Below are 14,995 nucleotides of genomic sequence, written 5' to 3'. Positions count from 1 at the left end.
AAAGGAGGCTTTCAATGGATTGTATATTTTGTAAAATAGTTAAAGGTGAAATTCCAAGCAAAAAAGTAACGGAAAATGATAAATTTTTGGCTTTTTATGACATTAATCCGATAGCACCCGTTCATGTTTTAATAATTCCGAAAGAGCATTTTGAAAAATTCGATTCAACCCCTGACGAAATTTTTCCTCAAATGGCAGAATTTATAAAAGAAGTTGCCAAAACACTAAACCTGAGCGATTACAGATTAATAACAAACAACGGTAGAAACGCAGGACAGGAAGTTTTTCATCTCCATGTTCATATGGTTGCAAACCCGGATGGAAAACTCAAATGGCCAAAACTGGCATAATTAGTGAAAAAAGTGAGCAGTGAGTTGTGAGTTGTAAGTAGCCAAGTTCCAAGTAGCCAAGTAAGTTTTAAAATAAAGGAGATATTTTGAAGTATGTTGGAGCCCATGTAAGTGCGGCGGGAGGTGTTGAAAACGCCGTATTAAATGCAAAAAAAATAGGTGCTGACGGTTTTGCACTGTTTACAAAAAACCAGAGACAGTGGTTTGCGAAGCCTCTAAGTGAAGAAAATATAGCTAAATTCAAAGAATATATGCAAGAGCATGGTTTTAGTGCGGATGCAGTTTTACCGCATGACAGTTATTTAATAAATTTAGGGCATCCGGAAGTTGAAAAAAGGGAAAAATCTCTAAAAAGCTTTATAGATGAGGCTAAACGGGTTGAAAGTTTGGGATTGAAATATCTTAATTTTCATCCTGGAAGCCATCTGAAAAAAATAAGCGAAAATGAGTGTCTTGATTTAATAAGTGAAAGTTTAAACAAAGCCATAAAAGAGACTGAGAGCTCTGTTTTTGTAATAGAAACAACAGCGGGGCAAGGTAGTAATCTTGGATATAAATTTGAACATTTGGGATATATTATAAATAAAATTACCGATAAAGAAAGAATAGGAGTGTGTATCGATACGGCACATATTTTTGCAGCCGGTTATGATATAAGAACAAAAGAGACATATGAAAAAACTATGAAAAAATTTGATGAAACTGTCGGTTTTAAATATCTTAAGGGTATGCATATAAATGATTCAAAGGCAAAATTTGCAAGCCGTGTAGACAGACACCATTCTTTGGGAAAAGGCGAAATAGGACTTGATGCATTTAAATTTATTATGCGTGACAAACGGATTGACAATATTCCTCTGATTCTGGAAACAATTGAACCTGAAATTTGGGAAGAAGAAATAAAACTGCTTAAAAGTTTCGGAAATGTATAAATATTTACATATTTTTGAGTCTCCAAAACTTTCCGGAAGTGTTGAAATAAGCGGCGCCAAAAACGCGGCATTACCGATTATTGCTTCTACGATACTTGCCAAAAATGAAGTAAACCTGTCAAATGTCCCGGAAGTTGCCGATGTAAAAACACTCCTTAAACTTTTTGGATATTTAGGCGCAGGTTATAATTTTAAAAACAACACTTTAACAATAAACACATCTACAATAAACAACACTACCGCAGTTTATGAAATTGTAAAAACAATGAGAGCGTCAATCCTGGTTTTAGGCCCTTTGCTTGCAAGGTTTGGCGAGGCGAAAGTTTCTCTTCCCGGAGGCTGTGCCATAGGGGCAAGGCCTGTGGATTTGCATTTAAAGGCGCTGGAACTTATGGGAGCTGATATCACAATAGAAGGCGGGTATATTCATGCAAAAGGCAGACTAAAAGGTGCAACAATAATATTTGACAAAATAACAGTCACCGGCAGCGAAAATATAATAATGGCGGCGGCACTTGCAAAAGGGAGAAGCAAAATAATAAATATCGCAAAAGAACCGGAAGTTAATCAATTATGCCGGATTTTAGAAAATGCCGGTGTTAAAATAGAAAGAAAAAATGACGAAATAGTAATTGAAGGCACCGATGGTGAACTTTTAAATTTTCCTAAAATTAGCATAATTCCCGACAGAATAGAAGCGGGGACGTATTTAACCGCAGGTGCAATTACAAATTCCAACATACTTTTAAAGAATGTGATACCAGAGCATATTGAAAGTGTAATAGTCAAACTTTCCCAAATGGGATTTCCTATTGAAGTGAGAGAAAATGAAATAGAAATATTTCCGGCAAAAAAAATAAACCCTGTAGACATAACAACTTCCGAATATCCGGGATTTCCTACAGATATGCAGGCACAGCTTATGGCTGTCGCCACTCAGGCCGAAGGTGTCTCTTCTATAGAAGAGAGACTTTTTGAGAACAGATTTATGCATGTGCCTGAACTAAACAGACTCGGGGCAAACATACAAATACAAGGAAAAATTGCAACTATTAAAGGGCCTACCCGGTTAATAGGTGCTGATGTAATGGCAACAGATCTCAGAGCCAGTTCAGCCTTAGTGTTGGCCGGACTTATTGCAAAAAACGAAACAAAAGTGCACAGGATTTATCATCTTTTCAGGGGATATGAAAAATTAATAGATAAATTTAAAAAACTTTCAGCCGTAATGGAGCTAAAAAGTGAAGAAAGACCTTAAAATTTTTTTAATTTTTATCAATTATTTAAGTATTTCAAAATAAATTTTTGCAACCTCTTTTCTATTTAATTTTCTTCCCAAAAAATATTCCATTGCAAGAACTCCCTGGAAAACCAGCATATCAATACCGCTTTTGGTAATCAGATTATATTTTTGGGCAAGCTTCAAAAAAGGCGTTACTTTTCCGTAAATTACATCCACGGCATATTTTGCATTTAAAAAAAGTTTTTCAATAATCTGAGCTGGAGCCGGCAGAATATTTTCTTTAAGTCCCGCACTTGTTGTATTAATTATTAAATCGTAATCAAAATTTTTAAAATTTTTCCAAGTGAAAGTAACTTTGCCTTTTTTTTGAAAAAACTCAAGCCTGTTTTCACTCCTGTTTAAAATGTGTGCATCAGGCAGAACATAACTTAAAGCCCTGGCTGTTCCTCCGGCACCTATTATTAAAACTTTTTTAAACTTAAAATCTTTAACTACTTCCAAAAATCCTTCGGCGTCCGTATTGTATCCGACAATTTTTCCTTCTTCTTCCACAAGCGTATTTACCGCTCCGATTTCTTTTGCAATCCCCCTTACCTCATCAGCCAGATTATATGCCCATTCTTTATGCGGCACAGTGACATTTGCGCCTTTTATTTTAAGTTCTTTAAATTTTTTAACAATCTCTTCTCCGTCAGTCAATAAAAATCTTGTATAACAGGCATTGATTTTTTCTTTTTTAAAAAAACAATTGTGCATTAAAGGAGATTTTGAGTGTTCAACTGGATTTCCAAAAATTAAAAACATTAATTTCCCATTTTCCATTGTCCATTTTCCATTGTCCATTATTATCCTTCACTATTCACTACCCCGCCGCTTTTCAAGCGGCCGGGCAGGCTCACAACTCACAAATCACAACTCACTACTCACTACTCACAACTCACTACTAATTACCTTGTCAGGTAAATATAAAATTCCTCTTTTTCAAAATAAAATTTAATTTTTAAAGCTTTTTTCTTCTCAACCAAAACCTTTAATTTTTCCAAATCTTCAAAAACTTTCGGAAGGGTCAAATCAATTTCTATATCTTTTTTTTGAAATTCGCTTTTTACGTTTCCCACTATAATATTTGCAAACTCCCCCACCATGTCTATTAAATCTTCTTTATTTGTCAATTCTTCGCCGATTAGAATTTTTACTCAGCTCTTCTGCAAAAATCAGTATCATTAATCCGTCTACATCCCCGTAAAAACCTATCGAACTCGATACATAGTTTTTATTTGTGTCTATTTCTATTTCCGTATATTCCGGTTTTTCTTTTTTTGCTTCTATTCCTGTTAAAAGTTCAATTGTTTCTATTGTAGATTTTACAAAATAAGGCAAAAGTTCAACAAGTTCTTTTGTAATTTTTCTTTGGGTTTTATAAACAATTTGCATATTGGCCTTGGCCTCTTTTAAAACATCACTTTGTAAAAAAGTTTTCTCATCTGCAAAAAATACAAATCCCACAATTTCCAAATCTTCAAGAAGTTTAGGCTGCACACCTTTGGTATCAAGCCCGATTATTGTAAGAAGTGCTCCGTATTCAGCGGCTTCAACACCTAATTTCGAAAGAAATCTGACAGCATGAATATTAAGACCTTTTACATTATTCATATCAAAAACAAATATTCTAAACCCGGTAAGTAAAGAACGTCTGAAATATTCAATATCAAACATATTTATTATATCGGCATCCAAAAAACCGTCAAAAAAGAAATATACAATATCGTTTTTTGTCACGGCACTTATTGTATTTGCAAACTTAGAAACGATACTGTTTTTTATTATAAGCGCATTTTGAGTATTTATATTCTTTTCATTATCCACTACGACAGGCACATAACCTTTTTTTACTAAGTTAAAAATTATTAAATTTTATGCAACAGATGTAAATATCTTTTGTAATTATTTCTTCCGATGTAAAAAGTTTTTCAACTTCTTCATTTTCATAAATATTGAAATATCTGTTTTCAATTCTAAGGGAAATATCCACTATTTGTTTATTGGCAGAAAATATTGCGCATTCTATATTATTCTTATAAAGTCTTTCAAATATATCATTTAAAAAACGCATGCCGGAAATATTAACACTGATAATTTTACCAAAATCAATGCTGACATATTTAATTTTTCTGTTTATAAAATTATTGATATCCTGGGGTGTTATTATAAAAGAGGCGTTTTGAGAATCCAAAAACCCCTGAGGCCTAATTAAAACCTTTTTACCTGTATAAGATTTTAATACCCCCATTTTTTATTTACTTAATTCTTTTAATGTTGAAACCAATGCGCCCAATTTATTATTAATTTCTTTGAATTCAAGCTCCGGTTTTGAATCTGCAACGATGCCGGCTCCGGCTTGAAAAATTACATTATCTTTTTTAATCAAAGCGCTTCTTATTGTTATGGCACTGTCCATATTTCCGTCAAAGCCGAAATACCCGACGCTTCCCGCATAATAACCTCTTTTTACCTTTTCATATGATGCTATTAACTCCATTGCCTTTATTTTAGGGGCACCGCTTACGGTTCCTGCGGGAAAAGTGGCTTTAAACACATCAAACATATCGTATTTTTCATCTTTTATTCCCACAACATCGCTTACCAAATGCATTACGTGGGAATATCTCTCAACCCTCATAAAATCCTCGACATTCACACTCCCCCCCCTGCTTATTCTTCCTACATCGTTTCTGCCCAAATCCACAAGCATTACATGTTCGGCTCTTTCTTTAGGGTCGTTTATCATATCGTTTTCCATTTCCAAATCTTCTTTTAGGGTTTTGCCTCTTTTCCTTGTTCCGGCTATCGGTCTTAACAAAACAACATCATCGGTAAGTCTTACCATAACCTCCGGAGAAGAACCTATAATTGAAAATTCGCCAAAATCTAAAAAATAGAGATAGGGGGATGGATTTTTGCTTCTAAGTTTCCTGTAAAAAGAAAATTTATCAATTTTTGCTTTTAAATAAAGTCTGTTTGATAAAACAATCTGAAATATATCCCCCGCTTTAATATTCTCTTTCGCTTTTTCCACTATTTCAAAAAACTGCTCTTTATTAAATAAAAAATGTGGCTCTTTTTCTATTTTTATGGGTTTTAAAGGCAGATGTTTATATCCAGAAGTCAGCAAATCCTTTATAATATATAAATAATTTTCCATTTTTTCATCATTGACAATAACGGTGATTTCAGAAGATTTATGGGAAAGGCCTATTATTATTTTAGGCCTTATCATATAAAAATCGGGTATATCGGTTTCATCTTTTAATTTATCCATTTCTTGTTTTAAAACAGGTTCGAATATTTTCACCATATCGTAAGAAACATATCCTATAAATCCGTCGACAAAGCCGATATTAAGTTTTTGTGAAATTTTTTTATAATAATTTTTTTCAATATCTTTATAATATTTTTTTAAAAAGCTAAAAGGGTCTGTATTATAAACTTCTTTTTTATTATTTTTAAAATAAGCCGTTTTATTTCCGTCAAAAACAACTTTTTCCTTTTCGCCTACAAAAATAAAACTGAAATTACCGTTATCGTTGTTTATAACACTTTCAAGCAAAAAAAGTTTTTCACCCGGAAAAAGTGAAGAGATTTGGGAATATATAGCCACCGCTGAAAGTTCGTCTAACAAAAATTTTGTATATACCATTATTTAACCTTGAATATAAATGCATTTTGGGTTAATTTTTCTTTAACAATTTTCAAATTTTTCTTAGCTTCTTTTTCATTTCTAAACGGACCGATTAATATTTTTGTAACAGGTATTTTTTTATGGTTTTTTATTATATAAGTATGATAAATCCTGTAATCAAAGCCTTCTTTTTTTATTAAATTCAAAAATTTTTTATCCGGCTTTTTATATTTTATTAAAGCTGCCACCTGAATATAATATCTGAGTGAAACACTTTTTTTAACTGATGATTCTTTTTGTAGAGTATGTGTGGGTTTATTTTCAGAAATTTCGGAAGTTTGTTTTTTTGACTGTTCCATACCGCTTTGGTCACTGTTTTGAGGCGTTTTGTTAATTCTGTTTTCATTGACCTTTGTTTCATTCTTTTCATTTGTATTGTTTATAATTACATTTTTAGTCAATTTTTCACTTATAGTTGACGTGTTTTCCTCAATAGGAACTTCTTTAAATCCGCCGGAACTCTCTTTTGGAGTTTCATTAACCTGAGGAGGCAAAACAACATTTTCCTGTTTTGAATTTGAATAAATTGCATATACTATAACAGCGATTATAAAAATCAAAAAAGCGATTGCACCGTAAATTAAAGGTTTTTTTATATTTTTCTTAGGTTTAATGTTTAATAAATCATCTTTTTCCATTTTTTCTCCTTACATGTGTTGTGACCAAGATGCACCCCTTTCTTTTTTATACAGTTCATAAGGCAGATTCAATATATTAAATTCCCTTGGCAATTCATCTGTCGGAAACATTCTCCATTGTTTAGGCAGTTTTGAAGATAATTTTAAAGAAAGTTTTTTGGCAAGTTGAATCCCTTCATTTAACGTCGTATGGCCTTTATGCACATACAGATGCAAATGCCCGGGTGTTTTCGAATTGTATGCTGTAAAATTTAAAAAACCTTCCTGCCTTAATATTAAAGAAGCCCTGTTCCAAAATTTCTCAGGGTCTCTTCCGTTATAATCAAAAACAATATTTTCCACCGTATTTTTATTGATTAAATCAAAAGCGATAATTTTTCTTTTTTCAATATGTTCATTCATAATCTTAAGAGTCAAAGGCTCATTTATTCTTTCATATTTATCAAAATAGGTTTTGCCTTTATAGACAATTTTATTTACAATTTTCCCTTTGTATTCAAAATAATAATTTTTAATTAATTTGATCCTTGAAACATCTACGTTATAGGCCAAAAACGCTCCTTTCCCCAAAAGGGGGACAAATTAATAGGTAGGATTGTTGTAAATTACAAATTTGCCTGCCAATTCTTTTAATTCTTTCGCCACTTTATCCTGAAGCTCTACATTATAAATATCATCTAAAACATCTGCCATTTTTTGTGCAATAAACTTGAATTCTTTTTCTTTCATACCTCTGGCTGTAAGTGCAGGTGAGCCGACTCTTATACCGCTTGTGACAAAAGGGCTTCTTTTCTCGCCCGGAACCGTGTTTTTATTTACTGTTATTCCTGCCCTTCCCAGTGCTTCTTCTGCTTCTTTTCCGCTAAATTCTTTATTTAAAAAGCTGACCAGAATCAAATGGTTGTCCGTTCCGCCGCTTACCAAATCATATCCCCTCTCAAGAAGAACTTCGGCTAAAACTTTTGCATTTGCTTTTACCTGTTTGGCATAATCCTTCCAGCTTGCATCCAAATTCATTTTAAACCCGACCGCTTTCGCAGCAATTACATGAACAAGGGGTCCGCCCTGAATTCCCGGGAAAATTGCAGAATTTATTTTTTTGGCATATTCTTCATTGTTTGTAAGAATTAAACCGCCTCTCGGCCCCCTCAGGGTTTTATGTGTTGTAGTTGTCACCACATCACAGTGCGGAAAAGGATTGGGATGTTCTCCCGCTACCACAAGTCCTGCGATATGGGCAATATCAGCCATTAAAACAGCACCTACTTCATCGGCGATTTCGCGGAATTTTGCAAAATCGATCTCTCTTGGATAAGCGCTTGCACCGCAGACTATCATTTTAGGTTTAACTATTTTTGCAATATCTCTAACCCTGTCGTAATCTATTCTGCCTGTTTTTTCATCTATTCCGTAAGAAAAACTATGATAATGTTTTCCCGAAAAATTAACTTTTGCCCCGTGTGTCAAATGCCCTCCGTTGCTTAAATCCATTCCGAGGAGTTTGTCATACGGTTTCATTAAAGCCACATACACCGCCCCGTTTGCCTGGCTTCCAGAATGCGGCTGAACATTTGCATATTTGCATCCAAACAGTTCTTTTGCCCTGTCTATTGCAAGCTGTTCCACCATATCTGCATATTCGCATCCGCCGTAATATCTTTTACCTGGATAACCTTCTGCGTATTTATTTGTAAAAACACTTCCCATAGCTTCCATAACTTCAGGAAGAGTGAAATTTTCACTGGCAATCATTTCAAGATGATCTGTTTGTCTAATTAGCTCTTTTTCCAAAATTGAATATACGTCTGCATCAAAATTTTTTAAACTCATTGTAACTCCTTTTTTATTTTGTATCATCTTTATCAAAAATCTCTTTTTTAGGCTTCATTGTAGGGAATAAAATAACATCTTTAATAGATTCCGTATTGGTTAAAAGCATAACCAGTCTGTCAATTCCTATTCCTTCACCGGCGGTCGGAGGCATTCCGTACTGCAGCGCCCTTATATAATCGTAATCCATATCCATAACCTCTTCATCACCTTTTGCCTTAGCAACAAGTTGGGCTTTGAATCTTTCGTACTGATCCATCGGGTCATTTAATTCGTTAAAACCGTTTGCGATTTCCCTCCCGGCTATAAAAAGTTCAAACCTCTCTGCAAATTCAGGGTTTTCATCACTTCTTCTTGCAAGAGGTGAAATTTCAATAGGAAACTGGGTTATAAAAGTCGGGTTGATAAGCTTATCTTCAACAAATTCATCAAAAAGTTCCGCCCATAGTTTTCCGCGCGAATCTATATGCTCCTCAATTTCAATTCCCTTTTCTTTTAAATATTTTTTCATTTTTTCAATATCGTTTAATATTTCTTCCGGTATATTTCCTATCTGGACCAAAGCGTCTTTATAAGTAATTATTTTCCAATTGTTAAAATCTATTTCCATGTCTCCAAAAGGTATCTTTTTAGGAAGATGCAACTTCTCAAGCAGATAATTAAAAAGCTCTTTTGTCAAATTCATCAAATCCTGCATATTATGATATGCCCAATAATATTCAAGCATTGTAAATTCAGGGTTATGGGTTTGATCAATTCCTTCGTTTCTGAAATTTCTGTTAAGCTCAAACACTGCTTCAAAACCGCCTACTATAAGTCTTTTTAAGAAAAGTTCAGGTGCTATTCTAAGATTCATTTCTATATCGAGCGCATTATGATGTGTCATAAAAGGTCTTGCATTTGCGCCTCCTACAACTGTATGAAGCATCGGGGTTTCAACTTCCAAAAATCCATGACTCAAAAAAAATTCTCTTATAAGAGAAACAATTTTACTTCTTAATTTAAACCTTTCTCTCGTTTGCTTATTCATTATCATATCAAGATATCTTTGACGGTATTTAGTTTCCACGTCCTGAAGACCGTGGAATTTCTCCGGCAATGGATGAACCGCTTTTGTGAGTATTTTCACAACTTTGGCATGAATTGTAAGCTCTCCAGTTTTAGTAATAAACGGATATCCGCTAACTTCCACAATATCCCCTACTTCAAGATTCTTTTTGAGTAAGTTAAAATTATCACCCAAATCATTTTTATTCATATAAACCTGCAAAATACCGCTTTCGTCTTCAATTTTAAAAAATGCGGCTTTTCCCATGAGCCTTAGGAATTTAACTCTCCCCGCCACTGTGAATATTCTGTTTTCATCCCTTTTGTTTTCAAGATTTTCTATATCTTTGTTTTTTTCTAAAAATTCAGAAATTTTAGTATCTCTTTTAGCATTATGGGCATACGGGTTTATTCCGGCTTCTTTTAAATTGGAAGCTTTTGCCATTCTTTGTTTTACGTATTCGTTGCTAAACATTAATTCCCTTTATTTTTTTGAAATTTTAACATTTTTAGAAAGTTTTTCTAAATCTTTGGGAGAAAGGTTTATTATTTTTTCTCCGGCTTTTAAACATATTGGAAAAGTAATGCTGTTTTTAATATATTTACGGGTTTTTTCTTTAATAAATTCAACTTTATATAAAAGTGCTATAATCACACTTATCAATAAAAAAAACTTAAGCCCGGCAAAAATAAATCCTAAAATTTTATCAAGAGCACCAAGAGAGCTCATTTTTAAAATTTTATTAATTAAAAATCCTATAAAAACAACACTTATCCAAAAACCCACAAAAACAACAATAAAACCCACCAAATCTATGGCGGCATAATTTTTTATTGCAAAAAGATTTTTATCGATATATATTCCGACACTGTGGAAATATTCTCTTGCAAGCCATAATCCGCCTATTAATCCAATGAGTCCTGCAATTTCTTTTACAAATCCGTTAAAAAAACCTTTTATCGCCAATATAAGCGTTATTCCTATAATTACCGCATCAAACCACATTTTTATCCTTATAACTCTACCGCATATTTGTTTCTGCTTTTTTTTGCCTCATATAAAGCCATATCCGCTCTTTTAACAATACCCTCAATACTGTCTCCGCTTTTGTGCATTGTAAGTCCCACTGATATTGTTATGTCTATCAAATGCTCTTTATATTTCATTTTTGTTTTTTCCATAGTTTTCACTATTCTCTCAATTATAACTTCTGCTGCTTTCAAATCGGTTCTGTTTAGTAAAATTACAAATTCATCACCGCCTATTCTGTATATTTTATGCTCTTTTCTTAAAAGTCTTCTTACTATTTCCACAAGTTTTTTAAGCACAAAATCACCTACCAGATGCCCGTAGGTATCGTTTATTTCTTTAAAATGGTCCAAATCGACAATAGCCAGAGCCATATCCAAATCCCTGTTTTTTCCCGCCTCTAAAATTTCATTTATATCTTTTTCAAAAGCCTTTCTGTTAAATGCTTTTGTGAGAGGATCAACCAAAAGTTCCTTGTAAGCCCTGTCAAGTTCCATCTCCAGTTCATTTATTTTATTTTGCATTTTATTAATCTGATCAAGCAGTTTGGAAGAATATTGAATAACAAGACTTTTAACTTCTTCTGCTTCGACAGGCTCAATTTTTTCAAGCAGTTTAATCGACTCCTCTTTTATATTGTTGGAGGTTTGATTTATATTTTTTACCGTATCTGCGGTTTTGTTTATAAGCTCTTCGCTAAGATTTGGCTCAATACATAAAAGTCTCGGGTTTAACTGGTCTAATATTTTCTCTTCTCTTGTTATATTTACAAAAACATCCCTGTAATAGAGCGGATAAGCAGGTTTATTTGCTTTTTTAAGCTCATTAATCGTTTTCCCGGATATTTTTTCAATCAATTCTTCCATGATTTGCCTTTTTTTGATATTATAAAGCAATTATACAAAAAAAAGGAGTTATTTTGAGAATATCCAAAGAAAAAGCAGTAGATTTAATTAAAAATGGGGATTTAATTACTCTCGGAAAAATGGCGCTTGAAAAGAAAAGAGAGCTTCATCCTGAAAAAATAACCACTTTTATTGTCGACCGAAACATAAATTATACCAATATATGTTTTATTGACTGCAAATTTTGTGCTTTTTACAGGCATAAAAAAAATGAAGATGCATATATTTTAAATTTTGAAGAAATAGACAAAAAAATTGATGAACTGATAAAAATAGGTGGAACACAGATACTTTTTCAAGGAGGTGTTCATCCGAATTTAAGAATTGATTTTTACGAAAATTTAGTGGAGCACATTCATAAAAAATATCCGGAGATAACCATACATGGATTTTCTGCACCCGAAATTGCATATATAAGCAAAATAAGCAAAATTCCTGTAAAAGAAGTTTTAATAAGGCTAAAAGAAAAAGGGCTTTTTTCAATTCCGGGAGCCGGGGCGGAAATATTAAGCGACAGGGTAAGGGATATAATAGCACCCAATAAAATAGATACTTCCACATGGCTTGAAGTTCATAAAAGCGCACACGAAATAGGCATGCGCTCAACCGCAACGATGATGTTTGGAACTGTAGAAACAATAGAGGAAATAGTGGAACACTGGGATTTAATAAGAAAATTGCAAGACGAAACAGGAGGATTCAGAGCTTTTATTATGTGGTCTTTTCAGCCGTACAATACTGCACTTTATAAAGAAGGTATTGTAAAATATAAGGCTTCTTCAAACAGATATTTAAGGTATCTTGCGGTTGCAAGACTGTTTTTGGATAATTTCAAAAACATTCAAAGCTCCTGGGTAACACAGGGCAGTTATATCGGACAGCTTGCACTTTTATACGGGGCGAACGATTTAGGTTCTACCATGATGGAAGAAAATGTGGTTAGAAGCGCGGGTGCTCAAAACGCAATGAATCAGCAGGAAATGATTGAACTGATTAAAGACGTGGGGGAAATTCCGGCTAAAAGAAATACGGCGTATGAAATATTAGAAATATTTCAATAAGTAAAAATGAAAAATGAAAAAAACTTTTAACTTTACACTTCTCACTTTTAACTTAAATTAAGCCCTCTGCTTAATTTATTAAATTTCCATTCTTTTCTCGCTTCTTTAATAATGTTTTTATCAAGTTTGCAAATCATCATCTCTTCTTTATTTCCCAAAATATTTTCAGCTTCCCCAAAAGGGTTTATAAGATAACTTTTTCCGTAAAACTCCCATTCTTTCCAGTTTCCCACACGGTTAACCCTTAATACATACATATTTTTTAAAAAAGCAAATGTTTTATGCATTTCAAACCATCTTTTAAAAGAATTAAAAGTTCCAATACTCGGAATTAAAACAATATCAGCCTTTTTAGTTTCAAAATAATCCCAAAATTTAGTAAAATGGCTCTCAAATCCAGACATTATCCCAAACCGTATATTTTGAATATTAAAAATAAAAGGCCTGTTTTCTTTTTTAGCAAAAAATTTTTCTTCATTCCAATGTGAATATGGCATTAAAATCTGCTGATAATATTTATAAATTCTACCGTTTTTTGCTTTGATGATTATCTTAAAAAATTTTTTATCTTCATATGTCACAACAGGTGCAATGATTACGATATTATAAATTTTAGATAGTTTTTTAAGAAGTTCCAACTGATGTCTTGACTGTTCTATAATAAAATTTTTTGGTGTTTTTTCAAGTTCCTTAAAAAACCTGTTTAAAACATATTCGGGAAGAATAAAAATCTTAACTTTTTCTTTTTTTGCAATATTTATATAATAATCAAGTTTTGTTTTATTTATAGGCAGCTCGGCACTTTGAAGGGCCGCTATTTTCATTTTGTAAGTTCTTTAAACTGAAGTTTGGCCTCTTCTATCATTTTAGCAGCCTCTTCAAGCAGTTTTATACCTTTTTTATAATATTCCATCGCCTGAAAAAGCGTAAGTTCAGGGTCGTTTAATTTTTCCAAAAGCTCTTTTGCCTCTTTTAATTTTTTTTCAAAATCCTGCATAATTCTCCTTTATCAAAATTCATTATCCAACATTCACCATTTTCACTACTCACCACCCCGCCGCTTTGCAAGCGGCCGGACAGGCTTTCACCATTTTCACTATTTACTTAGCTCCTCTTTAATAATATCTTCAAATTTATCTACTTCAACCAAAAAACTGTCATGTCCGTAATCGCTTTTTATTTCATAAAACTCGCAAATTCCGTTTATATCATCCATATATTTTTTAATTTCCCTCATCTCTTCTGGAAAAAACAGAGTATCCCCTGAAAAGGAAATCAAAACAAGTTTGTCTTTAATCTGTGAAAAAGCCTCTTTTGTATTAATAAACCCTCTGCCTATATCAAAAAGTGAAATAGCTTTTAACAAATATATATAACTTAGCGGATCAAACCATTTTGGAAAAGAGCTTCCGTTATATTCCAGATAACTTTCAACCTGAAACCTTCCGAAAAGTTCAAACATACCGTCTGTTTTTACATAATCTCTTCCAAATTTTTTATCAAACGTTTTAGGGGAAATATAATTTAAATACCCTACCATTCTTGCAGCCGCCAAACCTTTCAGGCCTTTTTTCCTGATTTCTTTCGGGTCATAATTTCCGTTTTTAAATTCACAATCACTCCTAAGCGCCTCAATCATAGATTTATTAATAGCAATTACATACGGTCTTGTCTGATACGTTGTGGCAATAGGGAAAATTTTTTCAACAAATCCCGGATAATCCACAGCAAATCTTAATGCCTGCATCCCTCCCATACTTCCGCCTATTACGGCTTTTAAGTGTTTAATTCCTAAAAAATCCAATAAAATTTTTTGGGCTTTTACCATATCTTTTATTGTAATTACAGGAAATTTAAGCCTGTATCTTTCACTGCTTCCGGGATATATCGGACTGATAGGACCGGTTGAGCCAAAACAGCTACCTATTACATTGGTTGCTATAACAAAATATTTAGTGGTATCGACCGCTTTTCCATCGCCGATTAAAGAATCCCACCAGCCAGGTTTTCTCTCACCCTCATACATTCCGGCCGCATGATGGGAACCGGAAAGTGCATGTGTTATAAGAATCACATTGTCTTTTTTTTCATTAAGCTCTCCGTATGTTTCATAAATAATCTGCCAAGGTTCAAGAATTCTACCGCTTTCAAGATATAAAGGTTTTGTAAATTTGGCTATTTTGGTTTCAATTTTCATATTTTCCTTTTTTAAATGAAATT

General features: G+C 33.1%; 18 protein-coding genes. 4 read left to right on the top strand and 14 right to left on the bottom strand.

The features are described 5' to 3' along the window. Window positions 1-14: 14 nt before the first annotated feature. From DZ65_RS0108040 to murA, 3 genes are all read left to right on the top strand, one after another. Window positions 15-350, top strand: a complete 336-nt coding sequence (locus DZ65_RS0108040) for a histidine triad nucleotide-binding protein (RefSeq protein ID WP_024791002.1) — start codon at window positions 15-17, stop codon at window positions 348-350. Between the two features lie 86 nt (window positions 351-436). Then, the gene (gene nfo / locus DZ65_RS0108035) at window positions 437-1,282 is read left to right on the top strand and encodes a deoxyribonuclease IV (RefSeq protein ID WP_024791521.1); all 846 of its coding nucleotides are present in this window, start codon (window positions 437-439) and stop codon (window positions 1,280-1,282) included. Continuing rightward, complete coding sequence (gene murA / locus DZ65_RS0108030; protein WP_024791000.1) at window positions 1,275-2,540, top strand: UDP-N-acetylglucosamine 1-carboxyvinyltransferase; 1,266 nt, start codon at window positions 1,275-1,277, stop codon at window positions 2,538-2,540. Before nfo ends, murA begins: the two co-directional genes overlap by 8 nt. A gap of 21 nt (window positions 2,541-2,561) precedes the next feature. Here murA and DZ65_RS0108025 read toward each other — a convergent pair whose 3' ends face one another. From DZ65_RS0108025 to DZ65_RS0107985, 11 genes are all read right to left on the bottom strand, one after another. Continuing rightward, on the bottom strand, window positions 2,562-3,368 hold the full coding sequence (locus DZ65_RS0108025) for a shikimate dehydrogenase (protein WP_236617379.1): 807 nt from the start codon (window positions 3,366-3,368) through the stop codon (window positions 2,562-2,564). Between the two features lie 104 nt (window positions 3,369-3,472). Then, a complete protein-coding gene (locus tag DZ65_RS11195; RefSeq protein WP_024790998.1) occupies window positions 3,473-3,697 on the bottom strand; it encodes a chemotaxis protein CheX in 225 nt (74 codons plus the stop codon). Continuing rightward, a complete protein-coding gene (locus DZ65_RS11190) occupies window positions 3,687-4,391 on the bottom strand; it encodes a hypothetical protein (RefSeq protein ID WP_236617377.1) in 705 nt (234 codons plus the stop codon). Before DZ65_RS11190 ends, DZ65_RS11195 begins: the two co-directional genes overlap by 11 nt. A gap of 31 nt (window positions 4,392-4,422) precedes the next feature. Further along, the gene (locus tag DZ65_RS11185) at window positions 4,423-4,815 is read right to left on the bottom strand and encodes an STAS domain-containing protein (RefSeq protein WP_236617375.1); all 393 of its coding nucleotides are present in this window, start codon (window positions 4,813-4,815) and stop codon (window positions 4,423-4,425) included. Window positions 4,816-4,818: 3 nt separating this feature from the next. Further along, window positions 4,819-6,222 carry an anthranilate synthase component I family protein gene (locus tag DZ65_RS0108015; protein ID WP_024790994.1) on the bottom strand — a complete coding sequence of 468 codons (1,404 nt, stop codon included), beginning with the start codon at window positions 6,220-6,222 and terminating at the stop codon, window positions 4,819-4,821. Further along, window positions 6,222-6,902: an SPOR domain-containing protein gene (locus DZ65_RS0108010; RefSeq protein ID WP_024791520.1), complete on the bottom strand. Its 681-nt coding sequence runs from the start codon at window positions 6,900-6,902 to the stop codon at window positions 6,222-6,224. Before DZ65_RS0108010 ends, DZ65_RS0108015 begins: the two co-directional genes overlap by 1 nt. 9 nt (window positions 6,903-6,911) lie before the next feature. Then, complete coding sequence (locus DZ65_RS0108005; RefSeq protein WP_024791519.1) at window positions 6,912-7,454, bottom strand: DUF1882 domain-containing protein; 543 nt, start codon at window positions 7,452-7,454, stop codon at window positions 6,912-6,914. A 30-nt stretch (window positions 7,455-7,484) separates the two neighbouring features. Then, entirely contained in the window at window positions 7,485-8,732 is a 1,248-nt protein-coding gene (locus DZ65_RS0108000; RefSeq protein WP_024790992.1) for a serine hydroxymethyltransferase, read from the bottom strand. Between the two features lie 13 nt (window positions 8,733-8,745). Then, window positions 8,746-10,254, bottom strand: coding sequence for a lysine--tRNA ligase (lysS, locus tag DZ65_RS0107995; RefSeq protein ID WP_024790991.1), 1,509 nt, complete (start codon window positions 10,252-10,254; stop codon window positions 8,746-8,748). 9 nt (window positions 10,255-10,263) lie between these two features. Continuing rightward, on the bottom strand, window positions 10,264-10,785 hold the full coding sequence (locus tag DZ65_RS0107990) for a CvpA family protein (RefSeq protein WP_024790990.1): 522 nt from the start codon (window positions 10,783-10,785) through the stop codon (window positions 10,264-10,266). An 8-nt stretch (window positions 10,786-10,793) separates the two neighbouring features. After that, a complete protein-coding gene (locus tag DZ65_RS0107985; protein ID WP_024791518.1) occupies window positions 10,794-11,675 on the bottom strand; it encodes a GGDEF domain-containing protein in 882 nt (293 codons plus the stop codon). Window positions 11,676-11,728: 53 nt separating this feature from the next. On the opposite strand from DZ65_RS0107985, the gene DZ65_RS0107980 reads away from it, so the two are divergent. Next, the gene (locus DZ65_RS0107980) at window positions 11,729-12,775 is read left to right on the top strand and encodes a dehypoxanthine futalosine cyclase (protein ID WP_201767801.1); all 1,047 of its coding nucleotides are present in this window, start codon (window positions 11,729-11,731) and stop codon (window positions 12,773-12,775) included. A 47-nt stretch (window positions 12,776-12,822) separates the two neighbouring features. Here DZ65_RS0107980 and DZ65_RS0107975 read toward each other — a convergent pair whose 3' ends face one another. From DZ65_RS0107975 to DZ65_RS0107965, 3 genes are all read right to left on the bottom strand, one after another. Further along, complete coding sequence (locus DZ65_RS0107975; protein WP_024788106.1) at window positions 12,823-13,599, bottom strand: carbon-nitrogen hydrolase family protein; 777 nt, start codon at window positions 13,597-13,599, stop codon at window positions 12,823-12,825. Beyond that, window positions 13,596-13,772 (bottom strand): exodeoxyribonuclease VII small subunit, encoded by a 177-nt coding sequence (xseB, locus tag DZ65_RS0107970; RefSeq protein ID WP_024788105.1) that lies wholly within the window; start codon window positions 13,770-13,772, stop codon window positions 13,596-13,598. Before xseB ends, DZ65_RS0107975 begins: the two co-directional genes overlap by 4 nt. Window positions 13,773-13,871: 99 nt before the next feature. Continuing rightward, window positions 13,872-14,972, bottom strand: a complete 1,101-nt coding sequence (locus DZ65_RS0107965) for a homoserine O-acetyltransferase (RefSeq protein WP_024790206.1) — start codon at window positions 14,970-14,972, stop codon at window positions 13,872-13,874. Window positions 14,973-14,995: the final 23 nt, after the last annotated feature.

The sequence above is a fragment of the Lebetimonas sp. JS032 genome, from assembly GCF_000523315.1.
In the GTDB taxonomy this organism is placed as follows: domain Bacteria; phylum Campylobacterota; class Campylobacteria; order Campylobacterales; family Nautiliaceae; genus Lebetimonas.
This window is presented reverse-complemented; position numbering and strand designations above follow the sequence as displayed.